The sequence below is a fragment of the Microbacterium sp. JAI119 genome, assembly GCF_013410135.1.
GTDB lineage: Bacteria > Actinomycetota > Actinomycetes > Actinomycetales > Microbacteriaceae > Microbacterium > Microbacterium oxydans.
On the sequence record NZ_JACCCK010000002.1, the window covers coordinates 235,792 to 261,210 of the forward strand.

Below are 25,419 nucleotides of genomic sequence, written 5' to 3' on the forward strand. Positions count from 1 at the left end.
TCTCGCCCGAATTCCCTGGAATATCGCGACCGGAACCGTAAGCAAGGACGCTGACATGACACACCGCGACGACATGACCCTGACCTCCTCGGGCTTCTACGTCTCCCAGGAGGCGCCGATCCGCTCGGACAACCCCATCGCGACGCCGCAGAGCTCGCCTCCGGACATCCTGCGCTGCGCCTACATGGAGCTCGTGGTCACCGACCTCGCCGCGTCGCGCCAGTTCTACGTCGACGTCCTGGGTCTGTACGTGACCGCGGAGGACGACGAGGCGATCTACCTGCGCTCGACCGAGGAGTTCATCCACCACAACCTCGTCTTGCGAAAGGGACCGATCGCCGCCGTCGCCGCGTTCTCGTACCGCGTCCGCACGCCGGAGGACCTCGACCGCGCCGTCGAGTTCTACACCGAGCTGGGCTGCGACGTGCGCCGCAAGGAGGGCGGCTTCGTGAAGGGCATCGGAGACTCGGTGCGTGTGGTCGACCCCCTCGGCTTCCCGTACGAGTTCTTCTACGCCACCGAGCACGTCGAGCGGATGTCGTGGCGGTACGACCTGCACATCCCCGGCGAGCTGGTGCGGCTCGACCACTTCAACCAGGTCACCCCCGACGTGCCGCGCGCCGTCGGCTTCATGCAGGACCTCGGCTTCCGCGTCACGGAGGACATCCAGGACGAGGAGGGCACGGTCTACGCCGCCTGGATGCGCCGCAAGCCCACCGTGCACGACACGGCCATGACCGGCGGCGACGGACCGCGCATGCACCACGTGTGCTTCGCGACGCACGAGAAGCACAACATCCTCGCGATCTGCGACAAGCTCGGAGCTCTGCGCCGTTCCGACTCGATCGAGCGCGGTCCCGGCCGTCACGGCGTGAGCAACGCGTTCTACCTCTACCTGCGCGACCCCGACGGGCACCGCGTCGAGGTGTACACGCAGGACTACTACACCGGCGACCCCGACAACCCGGTCATCACCTGGGACGTGCACGACAACCAGCGCCGCGACTGGTGGGGCAACCCCGTCGTCCCGTCCTGGTACACGGATGCGTCTCTGGTGCTCGACCTCGACGGCAACCCGCAGCCCGTGGTCGCCCGCACCGACTCCAGCGAGATGGCAGTGACCATCGGTGCCGACGGCTTCTCCTACACGCGAGCGGAAGACGACAAGGACATGCCCGAGTACAAGCAGGGCGAGTACAAGCTCGGCCACCAGCTCTAGGAGGATCCGATGCTGCCAGAGGAGACGATCGCCGCGATCGCCGCAGAACTCGCCGATGCCGACCGCGCGCACAGCGTGATCCCGCGCATCACGGCGCGGTACCCCGAAGCCACGGTCGAGGATTCCTACGCGATCCAGGGCGTCTGGAGGGACTCGCAGATCGCTGCGGGACGTCGCCTCGTGGGGCGCAAGATCGGCCTGACCTCCAAGGCCATGCAGCAGGCGACGGGGATCACCGAACCGGACTACGGCGTCATGTTCGACGACACCGTGTACGAGTCCGGCGCCGCGATCCCCGTCGACCACTTCTCGAACGTGCGCATCGAGGTCGAGCTGGCCTTCGTGCTGAAGACGCCGCTCGAGGGGCCGGACTGCACTCTCGAGGACGCTCTCGCGGCGATCGACTACGCGGTGCCGGCGCTCGAGGTGTTGAACTCGCACATCGAGCTCGAGGGCCGGACGATCGTCGACACCATCAGCGACAACGCCGCCTACGGGGCGATGGTGCTCGGCACGGTGCACAGGCGTCCGGACGAGATCGATCTGCGCTGGGTGCCCGGCGTGCTCTCCCGCAACGGAGAGATCGAGGAGACCGGTGTCGCCGCCGGGGTGCTCGGGCATCCGGCCACCGGAGTGGCATGGCTCGCGAACAAGTTCCACCAGCACGGCGCGCGTCTCGAAGCGGGCGAGATCATCCTGGCAGGATCGTTCACGCGCCCGATGTGGGTGTCGCGCGGCGACGAGGTGCTGTGCGATTACGGACCGATGGGAACAATCGCATGCCGCTTCGTCTAGCTCCGTCCTTCCGCGAGCAGTTGGCCGACTCCGACCGATCGCTCGTGGGGATGTGGGTCTGCTCCGGCAGCCCGCTGCTCGCCGAGGTCGCCGCGGGGTCGGGTCTCGACTGGCTGCTGATCGACATGGAGCACTCGGCGAACACGCTGGAGTCCGTGCTGGTGCAGCTTCAGGCGGTCGCCGCCTACCCGATCGCTCCCCTCGTTCGGGTGCCGTCGAATGACACCGTCGCGATCAAGCAGGTCCTCGACCTCGGGGCGCAGAACCTCATCGTCCCGATGGTGTCGTCCGCCGAAGAGGCGCGCACCGCCGTCGCCGCGACCCGGTACCCGCCGGAGGGCGTGCGCGGAGTGGGCAGCGCTCTGGCCCGCAGCGCCCGCTGGAATCGCGTCGACCGGTATCTGCAGGAATCCGCGCAACACGTGTCGTTGACGGTGCAGATCGAGACGGCCGCGGGCGTCGAAGCCGCCGCCGACATCGCCGCGGTCGACGGGGTGGACGCGGTGTTCGTCGGTCCCTCCGACCTCTCCGCGTCGATGGGATTGCTCGGCCAGCAGACCCACCCCGAGGTCACGGCCGCTGTCGAGAGGGTCTTCACCGCCGTCAAGGCTGCGGGCAAGGCCGTGGGTGTGAACGCCTTCGACCCCGCGGCCGCCGATGCCTATCTCGCGGCCGGCGCCGACTTCGTGGCGGTCGGAGCCGATGTGGCGCTGCTCGCCCGCGCCTCCGAGGCCCTGGCCGCTCGCTTCATCGCCGTGGATGCCGCCGACCGCGCCAGCTACTGACCGTTCGACTCGCGCGAATCGTCGTATCCAGGTCCTGGATGCACCCCTTTGCGCGATTCGAAGGACTCCGGGCCATGGCAGGATAGCCGGGTGCACAGAGGCGAGGTCGTGAGGTGATCCGCGGGCTCGCCGCGATGCAGGACCGCAACTTCCGCTGGTTCTTCCTGGCGCGCGCCATCACGATGATCGCCGGCTCGATGTCGTCGATCGCGCTCGCGTTCGCGGTCCTCGAGATCGACAACGACGCCAGGTCGCTGTCGTTCGTGCTCGCCGCCTTCACGATCAGCAACATCGTGTTCGTGCTGTTCGGTGGAGTGATCGCCGACCGTCTCCCCCGTGCCCTGATCATCCAGGCCTGCTACGTGGTCGACATCCTCTCGATCGGCACGATCGCGGCTCTGCTGTTCACCGGCACCGCCACGATCCCCCTGCTCATCGTGCTGTCGATCGTGAACGGCGCCTCCACGGCATTCGTGCTGCCCGCGATGCAGGGCATCATCCCGCAGCTGACGACGCCGGAGCACCTGCAGCAGGCGAACGCGATGCTGTCCTTCGTGCGGTCCGCCGTGACCATCGGCGGCCCGATCATCGCGGGCGTCCTGGTGGCGACGGCGGGGCCGGCGTGGGCGATGGTGGTGCAGGCCGCCGGCTGGGTGATCGCGATCCCGGTGCTGGCGCTCGTGAAGCTCCCGCCGCCATCGCACGCGGGCGGCACCACGATGTTCCACGACCTCCGCATCGGCTGGCGGGAGTTCTGGAGCCGGTCGTGGCTGTGGACGATCGTGCTGGCCTTCATGATCATGAACGCCATCCATGTGGGCGCGTGGGGCGTCGTCGGTCCGTACATCGCCAAGAACAACGACCTGCTGGGCATCACCGGCTGGGGATGGGTGGTCAGCGCCGAAGGCGTCGGGGTGCTGCTGATGACCCTGCTGCTGATGTGGTTCCCGCTGCGACGACCGCTGCGCTACGGGATGATCGGCATGGCCGCGTTCGCGATCCCCGTCACGATGCTGGGCGTCCACCCCGCCGTGGTCCTGCTCGCCATGGCCGCCTTCATCGCGGGTGCCGGCGCCGAGGTGTTCAGCACCGGCTGGAACCTCGCGATGATGGAGAACATCCCCGGCGAGAAGCTCTCCCGGGTGTCGAGCTACGACATGCTCGGGAGCTTCGTCGTGATGCCGATCGGAACCCTGGTCTACGGCTGGCTGATCACGCACGCAGATCCGGCGACCGTTCTGATCACGTCCGGGGTCGTCTACGCGGGTGTCGCGCTCGTCACGCTCGCGGTGCCGAGCGTGTGGCGGATGGGCAGGCCGCAATCCGCGACGCTCCCCGTATGAGCGAGCGGATTCATAGCATCGACCGCGAGACTGTGGGCATGACCTTCGCCGCGCTCCAGCCCCTCGCCGATCGTGCCGCTCTCTTCGTCGCACTCCGTCAGGACGCCCTGTCCGCCGCTGCCGACGCCCTCGGCGAGCACCGCTGGGACGCCGACCTGGCCGCCGGCACGATCACCTTCACGTCCGACGCGGATCCGTCTCGCCAGCTGGTCGCCCGCGCCCACCTGATCGCGACGATCGCGCCGGGCCCCCGCTCTCTCCTCTGGGCCTGGGCGCATCCGAGCGGCGACCCGCAGGGCGTCGCGGGTCAGCTGCACGCCTATGGCAGCGAGCACGGGATCACAGAACTGACGACGGCGGAGGTGCCGTTCCCCGACGGCGTGTCCGGCGACGACGCGTGGATCGCTCAGGCTGCGCACACGATCGGCGGTGTCGCCGTCGAGCTCACTGGCCGCTCCCCGTACTACTCCGCCCCGGTCGGCAACGGAACCCGCGCCGTGTTCCTCCTCGATGCCCCGCTCGCACCGCTCACGGTCGCGGATGCGGTCATCGCACTGCCCCGTGTCCTCTCCGCCACGGCACTCCCCGACGCGCGCACGGCGGTCTGGGACCTCGCGCGTCTCGCGGGGTGGACCCTCACCTGGACGGACGAGGCGTTCTCCGGGGCGACGGTGTCGGATGCCACGGGAACCGCGAGCTTCCGCTTCGACGAGCAGGCCCGCATCAGCGGGATCGAGAGCACCCTGCAGACCCAGGGGTGATCGCCTCCTGAGGTGTGGGATTCTGGTCGCATGAAGAACGGAATCGTCCGGTTCGCCGCGCTCTACGTGTTCAACGTCGCGGCCCTGTTGCTGATCGGCCTGCTGCTGCCGGGCGTCTCCGTCGGCCTCAACGCCCTGTGGGCATCGGTCGTCCTGACTCTCGCCGCCCTGTTCGTGAAGCCCCTGCTCGCCGGGGCCTTCCGCAGATCGGCGGCGAAATCGGCGGCCGAGCGCACGAAGACCGGCGAGAAGATCGTGCAGTACGTGCTGGTGTACCTCGTCGAACTCATCATCTGGGTGCTCACGGTCTGGCTGAGCGGTGTGCGCGCTTCCGGGTTCTGGGCATTCGTGCTGCCGCCCCTGGCGCTGCTGTTCGGGTGGATGATCTACGACCAGATCGACGATCGCCTGCGGGCGAAGGCCGGCGAGATCTACGACTCGGTGCAGGCGAGGATGAAGGGCGGGACGAAGACCGCGCCCTCCGCCGCCGCGCCCGTCCCCGAGACCCCCGAGACCCGAGCCGCACGTGACGAGCTCGGAGACGGTCTGACGGCCGAGCAGCGTCGGATGCTCGACGAGCTGGGCTGATTCGACCCCGCTCCGCGAAGACGAGAGGCGCCCATCCTCCAGGATGGGCGCCTTCTCGTCTCGAGGTCGGTCGTCGTCAGAGCGACCGCTCAGCGGCCTCCACGACGTTCGTCATGAGCAGGGCGACCGTCATGGGGCCGACGCCGCCCGGGTTCGGGGAGATGTACCCCGCGACCTCGGCCACATCCGGTGCGACGTCGCCGAACACGAGGCTCTTGCCGGTGTCGGGGTCGGTCTCGCGCGTCACGCCCACGTCGAGCACGGCGGCTCCGGGCTTGACGTCTTCCGCGCGGATCAGGTGCTTCACCCCGGCGGCGGCGACGATCACGTCGGCTTCACGCAGGTACTTCGGCATGTCGACGGTGCCGGTGTGGGTGAGTGTGACGGTCGCGTTGAGGTCGCGTCGGGTCAGCAGCAGGCCGATGGAGCGACCGATGGTCACCCCGCGTCCGACCACCACGACGTGCTTGCCCTTGAGGTCGTAGTCGTTGCGCAGCAGCAGCTCGATCACACCGCGCGGCGTGCACGGCAGCGGGGTGTGGATCGGGCTGTTGACGTTCAGCACCAGCCGACCGAGGTTGGTCGGGTGCAGGCCGTCCGCGTCCTTCGCCGGGTCGATCCGCTCGAGGATCGCGTCCGTGTCGATGTGCTTCGGCAGGGGCAGCTGCACGATGTAGCCGTGGCAGGCGGGGTCGGCGTTGAGCTCGTCGATCAGGGCCTCGACGTCGGCCTGCGTCGCATCGGCGGGCAGTTCACGCTGGATCGAGTTCATGCCGATCGCCTCGGACTGCCGGTGCTTCATGCCCACGTACAGCTGCGACGCCGGATCGGCACCCACGAGCACCGTCGCGATTCCCGGCGTGATCCCCTTGCTCTTCAGCTCGGCGACACGCTCGGTGAGCTCGGCACGGATCGCCGCAGAGGCCGCCTTCCCATCGAGGATCTTCGCGGTCATGTCTTCTTCCTTCTTTCCCTGTCGTGTCCTGTTCCTGCTCACCTTGCCCCCTCGCCCCACTCGGCCCGTCGAGTGCACCGGTACTCGGCGAGTGCACGGCCGGTTCGCGTGAACGAGCCGTGCACTCGGCGATATCGCGTGCACTCGCGGAGCGAGGAGCGAGAGGTGCTACTGCTGCAGGTCGGGGTAGAGCGGGAAAGCGGCGGCGAGGGCGTCCACGCGCGCGCGGAGGGCCTCGATATCGGCACCGGGGAGCAGCGCGAGCGCGATGATGTCGGCCACCTCTGTGAACTCGGCATCACCGAAGCCGCGGGTCGCGAGCGCGGGCGTACCGATGCGCAGACCCGAGGTCACCATCGGCGGACGCGGGTCGTTCGGCACGGCGTTGCGGTTCACCGTGATGTGGATGTCGTGCAGGAGGTCCTCGGCCTGCTTGCCGTCGATCTCGGCGTCGCGCAGGTCGACGAGCACGAGGTGCACGTCGGTTCCGCCTGAGCGCACGGCGATGCCGGCGTCCTGAACGTCCTGCTGCGACAGACGCTCGGCGATGAGCTTCGCACCGCGGAGCACGCGCTCCTGGCGCTCCTTGAACTCCGGCGTGCCTGCGAGCTTGAAGGCGGTCGCCTTCGCGGCGATCACGTGCATGAGCGGCCCGCCCTGCTGGCCAGGGAACACCGCGGTGTTGATCTTCTTGGCGAGCTCGGCGTCGTTGGTGAGGATGAAGCCGGAGCGCGGTCCGCCGATGGTCTTGTGCACGGTCGAGGAGACCACGTGCGCGTGAGGAACCGGGTTCGGGTGCAGACCTGCGGCGACGAGGCCGGCGAAGTGCGCCATGTCGACCCAGAGCAGCGCCCCGACCTCGTCGGCGATCGCACGGAACGCCGCGAAGTCCATCGTGCGCGGGTAGGCGGACCAGCCGGCGATGATCACCTTGGGCTTGTGCTCGATCGCGAGACGACGCACCTCGTCCATGTCGATCGTCGAGGTCTCAGGGTCGACCCCGTAGGCGACGATGTCGTAGAGACGACCGGAGAAGTTGATCTTCATGCCGTGCGTGAGGTGGCCGCCCTGGTCGAGCGACAGGCCGAGCAGGGTGTCGCCGGGGCGGGCGATCGCGTGCAGCACAGCGGCGTTCGCGGATGCACCTGAGTGCGGCTGGACGTTCGCGAACTCCGCGCCGAACAGGCTCTTGGCGCGGGAGATGGCGAGCTCCTCAGCCACGTCGACCTCTTCGCAGCCGCCGTAATAGCGACGACCGGGGTAGCCCTCTGCGTACTTGTTGGTGAGCACGGAGCCCTGCGACTGCAGCACCGAGACGGGCACGAAGTTCTCCGATGCGATCATCTCGAGGAAGGTCTGCTGACGCTTCAGCTCGCGGTCGAGCACCTGGGCGATCTCGGGATCGACCTCGGAGAGCGGGGCGTTGAAGTAACGGTCGGTCATGACGTGCTCCTTTTGACGACGGATTCGAAAGGGGTGTTCCTATCGGCCCAGGCGCGCGGTCGAATTCCGTGGTCAGTCGCTCCCCGGTGGTAGTCCACCCAGACGCCAGTCGCGACGGTTACGAGCATAGCCGATCAGAGCCGGCGCGCACGTTGCTGATCCGGCCATCGTCGCAGAATCGATTCGATCTCGACCATTCCCCTCGACGACACCGACGGGTAGGTTTTGTTCATGGTCCTTCCTCATCCTCTCCCTCTGGTCCCCGCACCCGTTTCGGCCGTCCCGCGCGAAGGACGGATGCCGATCACCGCGACGACGCGTGTTCTCGGCTCCTCCCCTGCTGCCGACCAGCTGATCGAGGCGGTCGAGCGTCGCAGCGGTATCCGCCTGTCGCTCGCGGACGAGGCGCCCGCCGACATCGAGCTGCTGATCGATGCGACCTCTTCCGCACCCGAGGGGTACACACTCGAGGTCGGCGAGCGGGCTGTCGTCGTGGGTGCCGACGAGGCGGGACTGTTCTACGGCGTGCAGACACTGCTGCAGCTGCTGCGCCAGGACGAGTCCGGCTGGGGCCTGCTCGGCGCGGACGTCGCGGATTCCCCCCGCTTCCCGCGGCGCGGAGTCATGCTCGACGTGGCGCGTCACTTCTTCGGCGTCGACGACGTCAAGCGGTTCATCGACAGCACCAGCGCCCTCAAGTTCAACCACCTGCACCTGCACCTCAGCGACGACCAGGGGTGGCGCGTGCACATCGACTCCTGGCCCCTGCTGACCGAGCGGGCATCCCTCACCTCGGCGGACGGCGACCCCGGCGGCTTCTACACGAAGGACGACTACCGCGAGATCGTGAGATACGCCGCCTCGCGTCACATGATCGTCATCCCCGAGATCGACCTTCCCGGCCATACCCACGCGATCGGCGTCGCCTACCCCGAGCTCGTCGAGGCACCCGTGCTGAACGACAACCTGATCGCGGAGTCGGAGCGGCTCGGCCAGCCCCTCCCCGTCGCCGGTGAGACCTACCTGGGGTGGGGGGTCGGCCACTCCAGCGTGCGCATCCACGATGAGCGCACCTACGACTTCGTGCGCGACGTCGTGCGTGAGCTCGCCGAGATGACCCCTGGCCCCTACATCCACATCGGCGGCGACGAGTCCCTCGGAACACCTCAAGCCGACTTCGATCTCTTCGCGGAGCGCGCGACCGCGATCGTCGTGGAAGCCGGCAGGATCCCGGTGGCCTGGCACGAGATGGGCTCGGCGGCGCACATCGCCGAGGGCACGGTCGGACAGTACTGGGGGAAGACCACCCCCGAGGGCACACACGCCGAGGAGGCCGCCCACTTCGTCGAGCGCGGCGGCGCCCTGATCATGTCGGCGGCGGACGTCACGTATCTCGACATGAAGTACACCGAGGACTTCCCGCTGGGCCTCACCTGGGCAGCGATCATCGATGTGCGCTCCGCCTACGAGTGGGAACCCACCGACGTCCTCGACGTGCCGGACAGCGCGATCCTCGGCATCGAGGCTCCACTGTGGTCGGAGACCACCCGCACGCTCGACGAGGTCGAACAGCTGGTCTTTCCTCGCGCGGCCGCACAGGCCGAGGTCGCCTGGTCGCCGAGAGAGGCACCGGAACGCGCGTGGGAGTCGTTCCGCGTGCGCGTCGGGTCGCTCGCCCCGTTGTGGAAGGCTGAGGGGGTCGACTTCCACCCCGCAGACGAGATCCCCTGGAGCGCACGTTGAGCACCCACTCCTCCGCGACCGGTTCGCTGGTCATCCACTCCGCACGGATCGTCGACCACGGCGACATCGTCGAGGACGGCTGGGTCCGTATCGACGACGGCATCGTGACCGAGCGCGGGACCGGTTCGGGGTGGACGTCCGCGGATGAGGTCGTCGACGCGACGGCCGTCGCCGGTGCCGATGCTCTGCTCACCCCGGGATTCGTCGACATCCACGGCCATGGCGGCGCCGGCGCGGCGTTCGACGACGGGGCGGAGGCGATCCGCATCGGCCGCGATCTGCACCGGGAGCACGGCACGACCCGCGCCGTCGTGTCGCTGGTCACGGCGTCGCTGGATTCGCTCGCCCGCAGCGTCGGGCTGATCGCCGACCTGACCGAGACGGATGCCGACATCCTGGGCTCGCACCTCGAGGGTCCGTTCCTCGACCCCGGTCACCACGGTGCGCACGAACCGTCACTGCTGCGCCATCCGACGACCGCCGACGTCGCGCGACTGCTGGACGCCGGACGTGGCACCATCCGCCAGGTCACGATCGCTCCCGAACTTCCAGGCGGGCTCGACGCGATCAGGCAGATCGTCGCAGCCGGTTCGGCGGCTGCGGTCGGGCACACCGACGCGGACGCGAGCATGGCGGTCGCGGCGTTCGAGGCCGGCGCTTCCATCCTCACGCACGCGTTCAACGCGATGCCGGGCATCCATCACCGTGCCCCCGGACCTGTGCTCGCCGCGGCGGCAGACCACCGTGTGGTCCTCGAGGCGATCGCCGACAACGTCCACCTCGACCCGCACGTCATCAAGCTGGTGTTCGACTCCGCGCCGGGACGAGTGGCGCTGATCACGGACGCGATGGCGGCCGCAGGAAGCGCCGACGGCCACTACGACCTCGGCGCGGTGAGCGTGACGGTCGAGAACGGAGTCGCGAGAGCCGATGACACCGGGTCGATCGCCGGCTCCACGCTGACGCAGGATGTGGCTCTGCAGCGCGCCGTGCAGGCAGGGGCGAGCCTGGCGGAAGCCGTCCGGGCTCTCACCGAGACCCCGGCGCGTGCGATCGGGCGCGACGCCTTCCTGGGAAGACTCAGTCCCGGGATGCTCGGCGACGCCGTGCTGCTGGATGCGGAACTGCGCGTCGCGCGCGTGTGGTCAGGACCACGGCTGCTCGTCTGAGACGGCGCCGCGCGCGACGCGCAGCTCTGCGCTCTCCGGTCATGCGTTGGTGGGGTGGGAGGCCGCCGTTCCCCAGATCGGCGGCCTCGTTCCCCCTCGTGAGACGGGCGGCCGGGTTCTCCTCCCCCGAGGATCCCGACCCGCCCGACCGGCGCGAACACCCCCCGCACCAGTGCCTGGATCCCGCCCCCCGGTGGGATCGCTACGGCTGTCTACATGGGATGAGACGTGGCACATCCCGATTCATTACGCGACTTCCCGAAAAAACTTCGAGAAGTCGCTCTCGATCATCTGATCAACGTGTGGGAGGCCGCCGTTCCCCAGATCGGCGGCCTCGTTCCCCCTCGTGAGACGGGCGGCCGGGTTCTCCTCCCCCGAGGATCCCGACCCGCCCGACCGGCGCGAATACCCCCCGCACCAGTGCCTGGATCCCGCCCCCCGGTGGGATCGCTACGGCTGTCTACATGGGATGAGACGTGGCACATCCCGATTCATTACGCGACTTCCCGAAAAAACTTCGACAGCCCGAAAAGACGTCGTCGATCTCCGGCCCCGCACATCGCACGCCCGCTGGGCGGTGACAGTGCCCGAAGCCGGGCATCCGCTTGGAGTTCCGACGGAGGGTGGCTTACCTGGGAGATTCGCGAGAGAATGATGAAGTCGCGTGATGAGAGGCGCTCTCCTGCGTCTCTTCCGGTGGAGGCGCAGCTGCGCCCCGCGACAGATGGATGATTGTGCACGAAGAGAACACGACTCACGACGAAACGATCGGCGACGCCGACCTGATCCTCCGCACCCGCTCGGGAGACACGGGGGCGTTCGGTGAACTCTGGCGCCGACACTATCCGTCCGGACTCTCCGTCGCGCGCTCCGTGACCTCGTCGATCGACCCGGACGATCTGGTGCAGGAGTCGTACACGCGCATCTATCAGGCGATCCTCAAAGGCGGCGGCCCCAACGGCTCGTTCCGCGCCTACCTCTTCACGAGCATCCGCAACACGGCCGCAGGGTGGGGGCGCGCGCGCCGCGAGACGGCGATCGACGAACTCGACACCGTCGCCGACCCCGACAGCACCGACCAGGCTGCGAGCGAGGCACTCGACCGCAGCCTCACCGCTCAGGCGTTCCGCAGCCTCCCCTCCCGTTGGCAGGAGGTGCTCTGGTACACCGAGATCGAGCAGATGAAGCCGCAGGAAGTCGGGCCGCTGCTCGGCATGAAGGCCGGCGCCGTGTCGCAGTTGGCCTTCCGCGCCCGCGAAGGCCTGCGTGAAGCGTGGATCCAGGCCCATCTGCGCAGCGCCGAAGACGGCTCAGAGTGCCAGTGGACCATCGAGCACCTGGGCGCGTACTCGCGCGGCAACCTCAGCACTCGCGATCACAAGCGCCTCGAACTGCACCTGGACGAGTGCGCGCGGTGCATGATCGTCGCGGCCGAGGCGAAGGACGTCTCCAAGCGTCTGGCCCTCGTGCTGCTTCCACTCGTCCTCGGCGTCACGGGCGCCGCGGGGTACCTCGCCACGCTCCAGGGCGCCGGCACGCCGATCGTCGCCCTGGCGGCGATGCCGTCCAGCATTCCCGGTGCCGTCTTCGCCGGCGACCCCGGCGCCACGCATGCCGCAACCGGTCTCGCCGCGGCCGGCGGTTCCGGTTCTGGTTCCGGTGCCGGCGGCTCAGCGGGTGGAACGGCCGGCGCTTCGTCAGGAGCCGGATCCGCAGGTGGCATGTTCACCGGTATCGGTGCACTGGTGGGAGTGGGATCCGCCGCTCTGGTCGTGGCCGGTGTCGTCGCCGCCGCCGCGATCGTCCCCGGGCTCGCCGGTGCCGATCCCGCGACGTCGCTTCCGAACGCCGGCGATGAGGACCCGTCCTCGATCTCTGCAGATGTCGGACCCGACGAGACGATGAACCTCGACGAGCCCGTCGTCATCGAACCCCCGGTCACCGTCCCCGACGAGACCCCAGCGCCGCCGGCCGCAGAACCTCAGCCCGGCGCAGATCAGGCGGGCGCACCCGTTCCTGTACCGCCCGCCACCGTCCCGCCCGTCACGGTCCCGCCGGTCATCGTTCCGCCGGTCGTCGTCCCGCCTGTCGATCCCGTGGACCCGGTCGACCCTGTGGACCCCGTAGATCCTGTGGACCCCGTAGATCCCGTGGACCCCGTCGACCCGGTGGACCCCGTCGACCCGGTGGACCCCGTCGATCCGGTGGACCCGGTCGACCCCGTGGGTCCGGTCGTCCCCACGGAGGCACCTACGTGGCAGACCGCCACCATCTGGTTCAACGGACTCCAGGTCCACTACAGCATTCCGGTCTCGGGTGTGGCCGGCCAGAGGGTCGAGGCGCTCCTGGACGACAGCACCGGCGGAGGCGACAGCATCCTGCTCGACGAGTCCGGCTTCGGAGTCATCGATCTCCGTCCCACCTTCTGGCAGTTCATCGACGCCGACCTCACGACCGTCACGTTCCGATACGTCCTCGCATCCGGCACGGGCCCTTCCGCGGTCACCACCCTCCTCGATCTCGAGCCCAACCGCCCCGAGACTCCGGGTGAGGTGGTTCCGGTCGAATCGGCCACAGCGGAGCCCTCCACGACGAGCGACGTTTCCGCGTCGTCTGTGCCGTCCGAGTCTGCTCCGGTCGCTACCGAGCCGGAGGCACCCGCGTCAGACCCGACACCCACACCGGTCGAAGCAGCACCGGCACCGATCGAAGCAGCACCCGCTCCGGTCGAGACGGCCCCCGTCCAGACTCCGCCGGCCGAGACCACGCCCGCAGCAGCGCCCACGGAGGCGCCCGTTGCACCGGCTGAGGAAGCCCCCACCGGCGAATAGACTGGATCCATGTCCTCGGATCCCGCTCCCGTTCCCGGCGTCGACCGTCCGGTGGTCACCGCACTCGACATCGTGCGCGCTGTCGTCCTCATCGTCGCCGTCGCCTCTCTGGCATTGTGGGGCTTCGCGAGCTGGGATCTTCCGTGGAACATCGTCATCGGTATCGGCGCGCCGGTACTGGTGATCCTGGTGTGGGCTCTCTTCCTCTCGCCGCGACCTGTGCTGCGCGTGCACCCGTTCCTCCGCGCCGCGGTCGAGCTGCTGATCTACGTCGGCGTGACGATCGCCTGGTGGTCGATGGGGCAGGCACTCATCGGCACCGCCTTCGCCCTCGTCGCCGTGGTCGCCGGTGTGCTCAGCGGCCGGCGCGCATTGTCGTGAGATCTCCCTCATGAGTGTGCTCGCGCTCCTTGAGGAGTCCCTCGGAGCGCTCGTCGACACCGATGAGGCGACGCTCGAGGAAGCCAGAGCCGACCGCTCAGGGTACGCTGCCGCCGGCAGACCGCTCGCTGTGATCCATGCGGAGCGGGTCGAGCACGTGCAGCAGACCATGCGCATCGCGACCGCCACCCGCACACCGGTCGTGGTGCGTGGTGCCGGCACGGGTCTCGCCGGTGCCGCGAACGCCGGTACGGGCGAGATCGTCCTCTCCCTGCGCAGGATGACCGCGATCAACGAGATCCGTGCCGACGATCTGCTCGCGGTCGTCGAACCCGGCATCCTCAACGCCGACCTCAACGCCGTGCTCGCGGCTCACGGGCTGTGGTGGCCACCTGACCCCGCCAGCCGCGACATCTCCACGGTGGGTGGGAACATCGCGACAGGTGCCGGAGGGCTGCTCTGCGCCAAGTACGGGGTGGTTCGCGACGCCGTGCTGGGGGTGGACCTGGTGCTCGCCGACGGGCGCCTGCTGCACCTCGGACACCGCAGCGTCAAGGGAGTGACCGGGCTCGATCTCACCGCGTTGGTGGTCGGCTCGGAAGGCACGTTGGGCGTCGTCGTGGGCGCGACCCTCAAGCTCCGCAGGCTCGTCCCCGGGGAGACCTGCACGATCGCCGCGACCTTCTCGGGGGTGCGTCACGCTGCCGCCGCCTCGGCCGCTGTGACAGCCGCCGGCGTGCAGCCAGCCATCATGGAGCTGATGGACGCCGCGAGCCTCGCCGCCGTGCACGCGCTCCTCGCTCTTCCCATCCCGCATCAGGGAACAGCTCAGCTGACCATCCAGACCGATGGTCCGGCCGCCGCGGCCGAAGCGGAGGCGATCGCCGCGATCCTGCGCGCCCATGACGGCCTCACTGTCGTCTCACACGACCGCGACGAGGGCGAGCGCCTCCTGGCGGTGCGCCGTTCGATGCATGCAGCGATGGCCTCGCTGGGGACGACGCTGATCGAAGACGTCTCGGTACCACGGAGCGCCATGCCGGCGATGTTCGACGAGATCGCCCGCATCGAACGCGAGTACGACATCGTCATCCCGACGGTGGCACACGCAGGCGACGGCAACCTGCACCCGAACTTCATCTTCGAAGGGACGCAGACGCCTCCGCATGTGTGGGCGGCCGCCGACGAACTGTTCCGCGCCGCCATCCGCCTCGGAGGAACCCTCACCGGGGAGCACGGCATCGGGGTGCTCAAGCGCCGCTGGCTCGCCGACGAACTGGGCGACGACCAGTGGCGACTCCAGCGCCAGATCGCCGCGGTCTTCGATCCTCTCGGCATCCTCAACCCAGGGAAGGTCTTCAGCCCCGATGCCTGACATCCACGTGAGCGCGGCCGTGATCGTCGATGAAGCGGGGAGGGTGCTCGTGGTCCGCAAGCAGGGAACGACCATGTTCATGCAGCCCGGCGGCAAGCCGGAATCCGGCGAGTCCCCGGCGCAGACGTTGATCCGCGAGATCGAGGAGGAACTCGGGGTGGTGCTCGATGAAGCGGCGCTCCGCCCTCTCGGCACGTTCGTCTCCGCCGCAGCGAACGAACCGGGTCACCGTGTCGTCGCCGAGGCCTTCGCGACCTCCATCGATCCCGCGACCGTCGCCGTCCAGGCCGAGCTCGCCGAGCTGCGCTGGATCACGCCCGCAGACGTCGGAACGCTCCCGCTGGCGCCGCTGAGCCTGGAGCACCTGCTCCCGATCGCCTGGCCCGCCCCGGCGAACTGAGTTCACCAGGGCAGGCATCAGGCACGTCTCAGATGCCCTGCCAGGCCGGCTTGTTGGCGAACGTGTACCGGTAGTAGTCGGCGAGCGCGAGACGCGACGCAGCCGCTTCGTCGACGACGATCGTCGCGTGCGGGTGCAGTTGGATCGCCGATCCGGGCAGGATCGCCGACAGCGGGCCCTCTACCGCACCGGCCACAGCCTCTGCCTTGCCCTCGCCGAAGGCGAGCAGCACGAGGTGGCGCGCCTCCAGGATGGTGCCGAGCCCCTGCGTGATGCAGTGCATCGGGACGTCGTCGATCGACTCGAAGAAGCGGGCGTTGTCCTCGCGCGTCTGCTCCGTGAGGGTCTTCACACGCGTACGCGATGCGAAGGAGGAGCCGGGCTCGTTGAACCCGATGTGCCCGTCGGTGCCGATCCCGAGGATCTGCAGGTCGACTCCACCGGCAGCCGCGATGGCCGCGTCGTAGTCCTCACCCGCATGCTGGATGGTGGCCTCCGCGCCGTTCGGCACGTGGATGCGCGCGGGGTCGAGACCGAGCGGCTCGACGACCTCGCGGGTGATGACCGAGCGGTAGCTCTCCGGGTGCGCCGGGTCGATGCCGACGTACTCGTCGAGGGCGAAACCACGCACCTGTGAGACGTCGCGGCCTGCGAGCTGCGTGCGCAGCGCCTGGTAGACCGGCAACGGGGTCGACCCCGTTGCGAGGCCGAGGACCGCGTCGGGACGACGCGCGATCAGCTCCACGATCTCGGTGGCGACCAAAGCGCCTGCGGCCTCGGCATTCTCGACGATGACGACCTCAGCCATGCGGGACGATCTCCTTCTCGGTGGTGGAGGCGCCGACGAGTGCGGCGCCGAATGCGGCAGCGGGGGAACCCGCGGGAAGCAGTTCGATTCTCTCATCCAGGCGGAGCGACCGCATGAACGGCGAGGCCTCCGCGCCGGCATGCAGGGCCGCGCGGAGTCCGTTCTCGAGTCGGTCGCCGAGAGCGGTGAGCCCTCCCCCGATGACCACCCTCTCCACGTCGGCGGAGAGCACGAGAACACGCACTGCGGCGGCGGCCCCGTGATAGAGGTCGTCACGGAGGGAGACAGCATGCGGATCCCCGGCGTCGGCCGCATCGAAGATGTCCCCGATGGGCAGAGTGCCGGGTCGCCCCCAGGCCTTGGCCAACGCCCCTCCGCCGCAGAACGTCTCGACGCACCCGTACTGCCCGCAGCCGCACAGGCGCCCTCGCGGATCGACGGAGAGATGACCGACCTCCCCCGCGGTTCCGCGTGCGCCGCGCCAGATCCGTCCGTCGATCACGATCCCGGCAGCGACGCCGGTCCCGAGATTCAGGTAGGCCATGGAACCGGCGACTCCGCTCAGCACCGCAGCGCCGAGGGCCGCGGCCTTCACGTCGTTCTCCACGCGGAACGGGACTCCAAGAGCGAGTTCGGCCCTGACGGCGAGGTCCAGGGACTCCACGCCGAGGTTGACCGCGTGGTCGACACGGCCGGTCTCGGCGTCTACGAGGCCGGGGATGCCGATCCCGACGGAGCCGACGTCGGCAAGGGGGAACCCGTTCTCCTCCGCGAGTGCCTTCACGGCCGTAACGATGCTCTCGACGACCGCGTCATCGCCCCAACCCGTCGGTCGGCGCAGGCGTCCGCGGATGGCCCCGGAGGGGTCCACGGCCACCGCGTCGATCTTCGTGCCGCCGACGTCCAGGCCCACTCGAATCGGCCGACCGGCGCGGTCGGCAGTGCTCGCACCCGTCATCGGATGCTGCTCCCGGCCGTGCCGTCCACGGTGCAGATGACGTTCACGACACTCCCAGCTGTCCCGAGAGCACCATGACCGCAGCGCCGCGCAGGACGATGTCCTCCTGGTGCGTCAACCGCACGACGACGTCTTCGAACACGCCCTCGAGGGTGCGCGCGCGCAACGTCGCGATGGCGGCCTCGATCAAGATGCCGTCGAGCAGCTCCGCCGGACCGGAGATCACCACCTCGGAGAGGTCGAGGGCAGCGACGATCGGAGCGGTCGCGATCGCCATCCGCGTCCCGGCATCGCGGAGGATCTCATCGCGTGCCTCGGGATCAGCGGCGATCGCCGCCTCGAGCCGACTCACGCTGAGCCACGCCTCGAGACAGCCGTCCTTCCCGCACGCGCAGCGAGGGCCCCCGTCGGTACCGACGACGACGTGACCGATCTCTCCCGCGGCGAAGCGGCTGCCCAGCAGAGGCTGGCTGCCGGTGATGAGGCCGGCGCCGACACCCTTGCCGATCTTGATCAGCATGAAGTCGGCCTTCGCCTCGCCGAACGTGTACTCGGCGAGCACCGCCGCGTTGGCGTCGTTGCGGGCGAGGACCGGAAGGTCGAGATCGACGCCGAGCTTCGCCTCCAGCGGGAAGTTCGTCCAGCCGAGGTTGGGAGAGCTCAGGACGAGCCCGTCGGGACGCACGACACCCGGGGTGCCGATGCCGACACCCAGCAGCGGCTGAGTCGAGGCCTCGACCAGCGTCTGTGCGAGTTCCCGCAGCGCCGCGTATGCCGCCTCCCCGTCGGGGGATTTCGGACGAGGCACCTCGCGCCGCTCCAGCACGTCTCCGTCGAGGCTCAGCACCGCCCCGGTGAAGGCGTCGGGGCCGGAGAGATCGAGGCCGACGATCTGATGGCCGAAGCGATCGATGTCGATGAGGATGGGCGGCTTGCCCGGCCCCACCGCTTCACGGACGCCCATCTCGATGACGATCCCGTCGGCGATGAACTCGGCGACCAGGTCGGAGATGGTGACACGGGTGAGGCCCGTCTCCCGGGAGAGGTCGGCGCGACTCATCGCCCCCGCGTGGTACAGCGTCTGCAGCACCAGTGCACGGTTGTGACCGCGCGCATGCTCTGGCAGCACCTTTGATCGCGAGCGCAGGTGGCGCCCCGGGCCGAAGGCGTGCGCATTCGCACCGGCGTACTCTGACGGCGATGCGGAACGCTGTTCATCCGAAACGGACATGTTTGTTAGTAGACCTTACGAACAAAATTTGCGCAACCTCTGCCCGCGGACGCGCTGGCAGGGTTACCGAAACGTTACATTACTTTCGATCGTCGACGACGACCGTGCGTGAGCGCCCGATGAGGCGCTCGACCAGGCCTGCGACGATCTGCTCCCGCGCCTCGATCGTGAGCGGCTTGCTCGGCACGCCGGGACGGCGCTGCTCGGGCTCCGGCCCGTCAAGGGGACGATACCGCACCCCCGCTGCGGCGAGCCGGCGCAGGTGCATCGGCAGACGCCGCTCGAAGTCGGCGTAGGGTCCCGGCTCCCCGCCGTCCCACAGACGCTCCGCGATCGCGGCGAGTCGAGGGAACATCGCGAAGTCGACGCGGTCCCTGGTGGGCAGGTGCTCGCTCCACACGTTCGCCTGCCCGCCCACAGCGCCGTCTTCGACACGCAGGGAGTACGCGCGCTCGATCGTGAGAGGCGGGCCCACTCTGATCGGCTCCTCCTCCGACTCCGACTGCGGGTAGTCGAGGTAGACCTCGAGGTCGGGGCACGCGACGACCTCGATGCCGAGCCGCAGCGCCTCACGCATCGCGGCGGGACCCCGCCACGCGAGGATGCGCACGCCCTCGGGCACGTCGCCTTCGAGGACCTCGTCCCAGGCCAGTGCCGTGCGGCCTCGTCCGCGGACATGCGCGACGAACTGCTCCGTGAACCACGGCTGCACGTCGTGTGCAGACTCGAGTCCGAGTTGTCGCATGCGCTCGGCCGCCGCGGCGCTCTGCTCCCACTCGGTCACCGGCACCTCGTCACCGCCGATGCCTATCCACTCCGAGTCGAACGCATCGCAGAGAACATCGATCGCGGCGAATCCGAAGGCCAGGGCCTCGTCCGTCGGGGCGAGGGTGCGCGGATTGACCCCGAAGCGCTCCCATGCAGACAGCACAGGCTCTCCGACGTCGACGTTGCCGAGCTCCGGATACGCGGCGAGACCCGCTTGGATGTGTCCGGGCAGCTCGACCTCCGGCACGAGGGTCACGAAACGTTCTCGCGCATAGGCGACGAGCTCTCGCAGCTCCGCGGTCGTGTAGAAGCCCTCGTGCACTCCCGGCTCCACGGTGGACAAGGGGCCGTGTCCGAGCTGGGTGGCTTCCCGTCGCGCGCCCACTTCCGTGAGCCGAGGGAAGCCGGGCACCTCGAAGCGCCACCCCTGATCGTCTGTGAGATGAAGGTGCAGCACGTTCAGGTGATGATCGGCGAGGAGATCGACCAGACGACGGACCTCGTCGACGGTCCGGAAGTGCCTGGCGACGTCGAGCATCGTCCCTCGCCAGCTGTACGCCGGCGCTCCCTCCCACACCCCGGCGGGGATGTGGGCCGATGCGGCGTCCGGATCCCGCAGCTGCCGCAGAGTGGTGGCACCGCGGAACACGCCGGCGGGGCTCGCTCCTCTGACCTCGACTCCGGCTGCACTCACGCTCACCCGGAAGGCCTCGTCACCGACACGTCCTCGCGCCGCGGCCTCAGCGCCGAGGTTCTCGTCGACCATCAGTCGGATCGGCGGGAGTTCGGCGTCGCCCGCGCCGGCGAGACCGCCGAGCCGGGCGGCAGCGGCGACGAGCTCAGGGGCCGAGAGGATCGGCGTGCGCTCCGTCCACGCGAATCCGGGAGCGACCGGATCGATGCGGGCACCGATGTGCGGCACGGTGGCGCGATGCGGCGGGGGCGGCATCCGCAGTGCGCGTCCGGGGGTCCGCCCCGTCGCCTCGCCCTCCGACACCACCGGCACTCCCCCGACAAGTACCTCGATGATCCCGCGCGGCGGTGCGAAGGGGGAGTCGAACGTGGCCCCCGCCTCGACCGTCTCCGGGTCGAAGAGCACGAGATCGGCGGTCGCTCCCCGCCGGACGACGCCCCGAGGTGCGTCACCCCGGTCGAGTCCCAGCCGATGCGCCGGCGTCCCCGACAGGTGTCGGACGGCCTCCTCCCAGGTGAGGATGCCGAGCTCGCGCACGTAGTGTCCGAGGTACCGCGGGAACGTACCCCGCCCACGCGGATGAGGCCGCGCCCCGATCAGGATCCCATCACTGCCTCCCGTGTGCTGCGAGTGACGCATGATCGTCCGGACGTTCTCCTCGTCTCCGATGTGCATGAGGATTCCGGTGGCGGCGGCGTCCTCCACGATCGTGTCGAGCACCACATCGACGGCACGGCGACCGGTCGTGGTCGCGATCTCGGCGATGGTGCGGCCGATCAGACCCGAGAGGGCGGGGTTCACGGTGCCGGAGACCTGGATCTGCGTCCAATCGGCCCTCTCGCCGTGGAATCCGTCGCAGCCGACGTCTTCCAGTTCCACGCGGACGGCCTCCCTGCCCGCTTCGTCGAGCGCGGAGACGGCAGCGAGCAGGTCGCCGGATTCCGCCAGCCTGCTCGGCAGCAGAGCGGAGAGCGTCGTGGCGCCGGGCAGATACGGGTACGTGTCGAGCGTCACGTCGACGCCGTCCTCGATCGCCTCGTCGATCAGGGCCAGGAGCTCATCGGCGCGGCCGCGGTTCGGGGCGAAGTTCATCGTCGCGTGTGTGAGATGCACGGGGCACCCGGTGCGCCGACCGATGTCGAGCGCCTCCCGGTAGGCCTCCAGCGCCGCTCCCCCGTAGCTCCGGGTGTGCGGCGCCCAGTAGCCTCCTCGCTCGGCGACGATGCGGCACAGCGCTTCGAGCTCCGCCGTGTCCGCGTACATCCCTGGCGTGTAGGTGAGGCCGCTCGACATGCCGAAGGCTCCCGCGTCCAGCGCGCGACCCAGGATCTCCCCCATCGCGGTGAGCTCCGCAGTCGTCGCCCGACGGTTCTCGTGGCCGACGACCATCATCCGCAGATTCCCCTGGGGGACGAGGACGGCGGCGTTCGCGACCGCTGCGGCGTCGATCGCCGCGAGCAGGTCGTCCATCGTCCGCCACGGCACGTCGGCCGGAGTTCCGTTCCACCCGGCGATCTGCGCGGGGATGATCGCCGCCGCCGCATCGTCGAGGGGCGCATAGCCCAGGCCGTCCTGACCGAGCACCTCGGTCGTCACGCCCTGGCGGATCTTGGCGTCGTGCGCCGCGCCGCTCAGCACTGCGAGCTCGCTGTGCGCGTGCATGTCGATGAATCCGGGCGCGAGGACGAGTCCCTCTGCCGCGACCTCCACGGCGCCCTCGGGAAGTTCGAGTTCGGGGAGCTCGAGTTCAGGATTCACCGCACCGGCCGGGAGGATAGCCACGACCCTCGCGCCCTCCACCGCGACGTCGGCCACGTACCGGGGCGCCCCCGTCCCGTCGATGACGGTGGCTCCGCGGTACACCCGCACCTGTCCGGCGGCGGCCTTCTCGGCACTCAGAAGCACGTCGCCACCGCCCCGATCACGCGCGGATCGACGGCATCGGGGTCGTCGATCACGGCGACGACCCTCCACTTGTCGAAGGCGGTGCACGGGTGGGAGAGCCCGAGACGGACGACATCGCCCACCGCGACCGTGTCATCGCCCGTGAGGCTCAGGAACGCATGCTGATCGTTCAGCGCCGTGATCTCCCCCCGCAGCCCCTGCGGGATCGGCAGATCCAGGTCGAAGGGCACATCGCGCCGTCCGGCGTCGAGGAGCGCAAGGCCGTCCTCGGGCTGCGACACCACCCGCGACCAGGCGTGCATCCCCGAGCGCAGAGGCGCGGTGCCGACGAGCGGTCCGAACGGAGACATGCGCGAGTAGAAGCCGTCGTCGTGGATCTGGAACGCCCCCGAACGCAGGACGACGTCCACGTCGTCCCCGGCGGCTGCGAGGACGGCGGCCGCCCGATCAGGGAAGGCGCTGCCTCCCGCGCTGAGAATCGGACGGAGACCGTGCGGGTACTCCAGTCGGGCGTGCAGATCCACGAGCGTCTGCAGGTACGCGTCGACGGCGGCGACCGAGGCATCGGAGCGATCGGGACCGAAGGGCCCCTCGTATCCCGCGACGCCGGCGAGGCGCAGCCCGGATGCGTCCGAGACGGCCTTCCCGATCCGCTCGCCCTCCTCCACGCTCCGTGCGCCCGTGCGGCCGTGCGCGCCGCCGAGTTCGACCAAGACATCGAGCGGACGCGCGGCATCGTGCATCCCCCGCGCGAGGATGGCCACTCCCTCGAGAGAGTCCGCCCAGCACAGCACGCGCAGGTCGGGGTCGGCTGCGAGCAGTGCCCCCAGGCGACGCACCGCAGTGAGATCCGTGACCGCGTTCGCGATCAGCACGGTCGAGACGCCCGCGTCGACGGCGACTTCGGCCTGCCAGGGCGTCGCCACGGAGATCCCCCATGCTCCCGCGTCGAGCAGTCGCTGCCAGAGGGCCGGAGCCATCGTGGTCTTGCCGTGTGGTGCGAGGAGCACCCGGCGCTCCCTCGCCCATGCGAAGACGGTCTCCTCGTTGTGCGCGAGGGCGCCCTCGTGCACCGTCAGCACCGGCGTCACCAGGTCGGAGAGATGCAGATCCGCATCCCCCACCTGCGAGAGGCGGAGTCCCGCTGCGTGCGCAGGAAAGCCCTTCGTCCAGGTGCCGAGAACGGGATCCGGGATTTGTAGAGGCATCTAACAATGCTACTAGGCTGGCGGCATGACCGCGAAGATCCGAGTTTCCACCGACGCCGCCCCCGCCCCCGCCCACACCTTCTCGCAGGGTATCCGCAAGGGCCCGTTCGTGCAGGTCTCCGGCCAGGGACCCGTCGACCCGAAGACCAACGAGTACCTGCACCCCGGGGACGTCGCTGCCCAGACCACCCGCACGCTCGAGAACGTGAAGGCGATCGTCGAGGCGTCCGGCGCGACGTTCGACGACGTCGTCATGCTGCGCGTCTACCTGACCAAGCGCGAGGACTTCCCCATCATGAACGACGCGTACGGCGCCTTCGTGACCGCTCACACGACCAACGGCGTCCTGCCGTCGCGCACCACGGTCTTCACCGGCCTTCCGCGCGAGGAGATGCTCGTCGAGATCGACGGCATCGCCATCATCGACTGACGTCTGCGTTGCGGGGAGGCACGTTATCACGGACCGTTGCCTCCCCGTTACCTCCCATCCCGTACCATTGGACGTCAGGACACGTTTGAGAGCCGGGGGGTGAAGTTCGTGACCGATCTGATTTCTGCGCCGGGCGCAGCAGCCGAGGCGCGTGGAGACGACTCCGCGCCCACTGCAGTGCTCGCGCCGACGGACGCTCCCACGGAGACCGTCCCGCCGACCACCGGTGACCAGCCGCTCGCCTGGGCTCCGATCGAACCGTCTCCCAAGAAACGTCGCCTCGGCCTCTGGATCGGCCTCGGGCTGGGAGTCGTCGCCCTCGGCGCCGGAGCCGCGTCGATGATCCTGATCGCACCGGGAACCACGGTCGCCGGGATCCCGGTCGGCTGGATGACTCCTGGCGCCGCCGCCGACGCCATCGACGCCCGCCTCGCTCAGACCGAGATCACGCTCACCGGCGCGGGAGACGGCACCGTCCTCACCGGCGCCGACCTCGGTGCGGACGTCGACGCCACCGCTCTCGCCGACAAGGCTTTCGCGGAGCACCCGCTGTGGAACCTCGGCGCCTGGATGGGCGACCCCGTCCCCGCAGAGATCGCCTTCGACACCGCGAAGGCGGACGCCGCGCTGCGTGGCGCCGTGCCGACCAGCTTCGACGACCCGGTGGATGCCGGTGTCGTCTTCGATGCCGCCAGCGGCACCTTCGTGATCACACCGGCAGAGGCCGGAACAGGGATCGACCTCGCCGACCTCAACGCCGCCTTCACGGCAGCCGTCGAAGAGGGTCGCAGCGCGCTCGAGTACTCGGGAGACGCCGCGGAAGCCGCGCCGGCCGTCTCCGATGACGACGCCACCGCCACCGCCACCGCTCTCAACACGATGCTTCCCACCGTCGGCTTCTACGTCGGCGAGGAGCGGACCGTCCCGGTCGATCCCGCCGTCGCCGCCTCCTGGCTCACGGTCGTCGATGACGACGGACAGCTGAGCATCAAGGCCGACCCCCAGGCGATCCAGGCCACCGTGGACAGTCTCCCCTCCGTCGTCGACCGCGCGCCGGTCAACGCGACCAACATCGTCGACTCCGCCGGCACCGTGCTCCGTGCGGAGCAGGAGGGTGCCACCGGTCGAGCGCTGGGAGACACGTCAGGCATCGCGGACCAGTTCGCCGAGCAGCTGGCAGCCGGAAACGGAGCCTTCGCGCTCTCGGTCACCGAGACGCCCTTCGAGACGGTGAACCTGTTCCGCCGCATCGACATCAACCTCAGTTCGCAGCGGGCCGTCCTCTACGAGAACGGCGCTGTCGTGAACTCGTGGGCCGTGTCCACCGGCCTGCCAGGGACTCTGACGCCCACCGGCAACTTCAAGGTGTTCGCGCACACGCGTATCCAGGACATGGGCTGCTACGAGGGCGCCCCGTACTGCACGAAGGACGTGCCCTGGATCACCTGGTTCGCTCCGAACATCGGCTTCCACGGCACGTACTGGCACAACAACTTCGGCCAGCGCATGAGCCACGGTTGCGTCAACCTGCCGATCGACCTCGCCAAGTACGTCTACGACTGGTCCCCCAAGGGGCTCGAGGTCTCCGTCCACTACTGACGAAGCGCTCCGCGCTCGCTCGGGCAGACG

At 69.3% G+C, this 25,419-nt stretch carries 21 protein-coding genes and 1 riboswitch; of the genes, 14 read left to right on the forward strand and 7 right to left on the reverse strand.

The annotated features are described in order from the left end of the window. The first annotated feature begins 55 nt into the window (after positions 1-55). The 6 genes from hpaD (at position 56) to HDC31_RS11975 (ending at position 5,491) form a co-directional block, all read left to right on the forward strand. The gene (gene hpaD / locus HDC31_RS11950; RefSeq protein WP_046748845.1) at positions 56-1,219 is read left to right on the forward strand and encodes a 3,4-dihydroxyphenylacetate 2,3-dioxygenase; all 1,164 of its coding nucleotides are present in this window, start codon (positions 56-58) and stop codon (positions 1,217-1,219) included. A gap of 9 nt (positions 1,220-1,228) precedes the next feature. Then, a complete protein-coding gene (locus HDC31_RS11955) occupies positions 1,229-2,014 on the forward strand; it encodes a 2-keto-4-pentenoate hydratase (RefSeq protein WP_113680325.1) in 786 nt (261 codons plus the stop codon). Further along, positions 1,999-2,799 (forward strand): HpcH/HpaI aldolase/citrate lyase family protein, encoded by an 801-nt coding sequence (locus HDC31_RS11960; protein WP_113680326.1) that lies wholly within the window; start codon positions 1,999-2,001, stop codon positions 2,797-2,799. Before HDC31_RS11955 ends, HDC31_RS11960 begins: the two co-directional genes overlap by 16 nt. 113 nt (positions 2,800-2,912) lie before the next feature. Further along, positions 2,913-4,142, forward strand: coding sequence for an MFS transporter (locus HDC31_RS11965; protein WP_052748791.1), 1,230 nt, complete (start codon positions 2,913-2,915; stop codon positions 4,140-4,142). Between the two features lie 38 nt (positions 4,143-4,180). Then, complete coding sequence (locus HDC31_RS11970) at positions 4,181-4,903, forward strand: DUF6882 domain-containing protein (protein WP_046748842.1); 723 nt, start codon at positions 4,181-4,183, stop codon at positions 4,901-4,903. 30 nt (positions 4,904-4,933) lie between these two features. Beyond that, positions 4,934-5,491, forward strand: coding sequence for a hypothetical protein (locus HDC31_RS11975; RefSeq protein ID WP_113680327.1), 558 nt, complete (start codon positions 4,934-4,936; stop codon positions 5,489-5,491). Positions 5,492-5,567: 76 nt separating this feature from the next. On the opposite strand, the gene HDC31_RS11980 is transcribed toward HDC31_RS11975, so the two are convergent. Together HDC31_RS11980 and glyA are read right to left on the reverse strand one after the other, a co-directional pair. Further along, entirely contained in the window at positions 5,568-6,446 is an 879-nt protein-coding gene (locus HDC31_RS11980; RefSeq protein ID WP_046748840.1) for a bifunctional methylenetetrahydrofolate dehydrogenase/methenyltetrahydrofolate cyclohydrolase, read from the reverse strand. A 168-nt stretch (positions 6,447-6,614) separates the two neighbouring features. Beyond that, on the reverse strand, positions 6,615-7,889 hold the full coding sequence (glyA, locus tag HDC31_RS11985; RefSeq protein WP_046748839.1) for a serine hydroxymethyltransferase: 1,275 nt from the start codon (positions 7,887-7,889) through the stop codon (positions 6,615-6,617). A gap of 38 nt (positions 7,890-7,927) precedes the next feature. Further along, positions 7,928-8,012, reverse strand: a riboswitch (ZMP/ZTP riboswitch). 108 nt (positions 8,013-8,120) lie between these two features. Here glyA and HDC31_RS11990 point away from each other — a divergent pair. The 6 genes from HDC31_RS11990 to HDC31_RS12015 all read left to right on the forward strand — a co-directional run bounded on the left by HDC31_RS11990 (position 8,121) and on the right by HDC31_RS12015 (position 15,788). Continuing rightward, positions 8,121-9,632 (forward strand): family 20 glycosylhydrolase, encoded by a 1,512-nt coding sequence (locus tag HDC31_RS11990; RefSeq protein ID WP_113680328.1) that lies wholly within the window; start codon positions 8,121-8,123, stop codon positions 9,630-9,632. Beyond that, on the forward strand, positions 9,629-10,801 hold the full coding sequence (nagA, locus tag HDC31_RS11995) for an N-acetylglucosamine-6-phosphate deacetylase (protein ID WP_113680329.1): 1,173 nt from the start codon (positions 9,629-9,631) through the stop codon (positions 10,799-10,801). The genes HDC31_RS11990 and nagA overlap by 4 nt, the downstream gene beginning before the upstream one ends. 734 nt (positions 10,802-11,535) lie before the next feature. Further along, positions 11,536-13,632, forward strand: a complete 2,097-nt coding sequence (locus HDC31_RS20435) for a sigma-70 family RNA polymerase sigma factor (RefSeq protein ID WP_179516140.1) — start codon at positions 11,536-11,538, stop codon at positions 13,630-13,632. 9 nt (positions 13,633-13,641) lie between these two features. Further along, positions 13,642-14,013, forward strand: coding sequence for a YrdB family protein (locus HDC31_RS12005; protein ID WP_046748837.1), 372 nt, complete (start codon positions 13,642-13,644; stop codon positions 14,011-14,013). A 10-nt stretch (positions 14,014-14,023) separates the two neighbouring features. Continuing rightward, positions 14,024-15,388 (forward strand): FAD-binding oxidoreductase, encoded by a 1,365-nt coding sequence (locus tag HDC31_RS12010; RefSeq protein WP_179516141.1) that lies wholly within the window; start codon positions 14,024-14,026, stop codon positions 15,386-15,388. After that, positions 15,381-15,788, forward strand: coding sequence for an NUDIX domain-containing protein (locus tag HDC31_RS12015; RefSeq protein ID WP_046748835.1), 408 nt, complete (start codon positions 15,381-15,383; stop codon positions 15,786-15,788). Before HDC31_RS12010 ends, HDC31_RS12015 begins: the two co-directional genes overlap by 8 nt. Before the next feature lie 28 nt (positions 15,789-15,816). Here the strand turns inward: HDC31_RS12015 and nagB are convergent, their stop codons facing one another. The 5 genes from nagB to HDC31_RS12040 form a co-directional block, all read right to left on the reverse strand. Continuing rightward, the gene (gene nagB, locus HDC31_RS12020) at positions 15,817-16,596 is read right to left on the reverse strand and encodes a glucosamine-6-phosphate deaminase (RefSeq protein ID WP_046748834.1); all 780 of its coding nucleotides are present in this window, start codon (positions 16,594-16,596) and stop codon (positions 15,817-15,819) included. Further along, positions 16,589-17,554 (reverse strand): ROK family protein, encoded by a 966-nt coding sequence (locus HDC31_RS12025; RefSeq protein WP_179516142.1) that lies wholly within the window; start codon positions 17,552-17,554, stop codon positions 16,589-16,591. Before HDC31_RS12025 ends, nagB begins: the two co-directional genes overlap by 8 nt. A gap of 43 nt (positions 17,555-17,597) precedes the next feature. Beyond that, positions 17,598-18,785 (reverse strand): ROK family transcriptional regulator, encoded by a 1,188-nt coding sequence (locus tag HDC31_RS12030; RefSeq protein WP_046748833.1) that lies wholly within the window; start codon positions 18,783-18,785, stop codon positions 17,598-17,600. A gap of 79 nt (positions 18,786-18,864) precedes the next feature. Further along, entirely contained in the window at positions 18,865-22,152 is a 3,288-nt protein-coding gene (locus HDC31_RS12035; protein ID WP_179516143.1) for a family 20 glycosylhydrolase, read from the reverse strand. After that, positions 22,143-23,360, reverse strand: a complete 1,218-nt coding sequence (locus HDC31_RS12040; protein ID WP_218867771.1) for an alanine racemase — start codon at positions 23,358-23,360, stop codon at positions 22,143-22,145. The genes HDC31_RS12035 and HDC31_RS12040 overlap by 10 nt, the downstream gene beginning before the upstream one ends. Positions 23,361-23,385: 25 nt before the next feature. Here HDC31_RS12040 and HDC31_RS12045 point away from each other — a divergent pair, with 25 nt between their 5' ends. Beyond that, positions 23,386-23,790: a RidA family protein gene (locus HDC31_RS12045; RefSeq protein WP_046748830.1), complete on the forward strand. Its 405-nt coding sequence runs from the start codon at positions 23,386-23,388 to the stop codon at positions 23,788-23,790. A 108-nt stretch (positions 23,791-23,898) separates the two neighbouring features. After that, positions 23,899-25,389 carry a L,D-transpeptidase family protein gene (locus HDC31_RS12050; RefSeq protein WP_231728732.1) on the forward strand — a complete coding sequence of 497 codons (1,491 nt, stop codon included), beginning with the start codon at positions 23,899-23,901 and terminating at the stop codon, positions 25,387-25,389. The last annotated feature ends 30 nt before the right edge of the window (positions 25,390-25,419 follow it).

Bases quoted from the DNA above. Each gene is read 5' to 3' on its own strand.
- glyA (WP_046748839.1), bottom strand. From the start codon at position 7,889: ATGACCGACCGTTACTTCAACGCCCCGCTCTCCGAGGTCGATCCCGAG.
- nagB (WP_046748834.1), bottom strand. From the start codon at position 16,596: ATGGCTGAGGTCGTCATCGTCGAGAATGCCGAGGCCGCAGGCGCTTTG.
- HDC31_RS11970 (WP_046748842.1), top strand. From the start codon at position 4,181: ATGACCTTCGCCGCGCTCCAGCCCCTCGCCGATCGTGCCGCTCTCTTC.
- HDC31_RS11975 (WP_113680327.1), top strand. From the start codon at position 4,934: ATGAAGAACGGAATCGTCCGGTTCGCCGCGCTCTACGTGTTCAACGTC.
- hpaD (WP_046748845.1), top strand. From the start codon at position 56: ATGACACACCGCGACGACATGACCCTGACCTCCTCGGGCTTCTACGTC.
- HDC31_RS12015 (WP_046748835.1), top strand. From the start codon at position 15,381: ATGCCTGACATCCACGTGAGCGCGGCCGTGATCGTCGATGAAGCGGGG.
- HDC31_RS12030 (WP_046748833.1), bottom strand. From the start codon at position 18,785: ATGTCCGTTTCGGATGAACAGCGTTCCGCATCGCCGTCAGAGTACGCC.
- HDC31_RS12010 (WP_179516141.1), top strand. From the start codon at position 14,024: ATGAGTGTGCTCGCGCTCCTTGAGGAGTCCCTCGGAGCGCTCGTCGAC.
- HDC31_RS11990 (WP_113680328.1), top strand. From the start codon at position 8,121: ATGGTCCTTCCTCATCCTCTCCCTCTGGTCCCCGCACCCGTTTCGGCC.
- HDC31_RS12045 (WP_046748830.1), top strand. From the start codon at position 23,386: ATGACCGCGAAGATCCGAGTTTCCACCGACGCCGCCCCCGCCCCCGCC.
- HDC31_RS11955 (WP_113680325.1), top strand. From the start codon at position 1,229: ATGCTGCCAGAGGAGACGATCGCCGCGATCGCCGCAGAACTCGCCGAT.
- HDC31_RS12025 (WP_179516142.1), bottom strand. From the start codon at position 17,554: ATGACGGGTGCGAGCACTGCCGACCGCGCCGGTCGGCCGATTCGAGTG.
- HDC31_RS11960 (WP_113680326.1), top strand. From the start codon at position 1,999: ATGCCGCTTCGTCTAGCTCCGTCCTTCCGCGAGCAGTTGGCCGACTCC.
- HDC31_RS11980 (WP_046748840.1), bottom strand. From the start codon at position 6,446: ATGACCGCGAAGATCCTCGATGGGAAGGCGGCCTCTGCGGCGATCCGT.
- HDC31_RS12040 (WP_218867771.1), bottom strand. From the start codon at position 23,360: ATGCCTCTACAAATCCCGGATCCCGTTCTCGGCACCTGGACGAAGGGC.
- HDC31_RS12005 (WP_046748837.1), top strand. From the start codon at position 13,642: ATGTCCTCGGATCCCGCTCCCGTTCCCGGCGTCGACCGTCCGGTGGTC.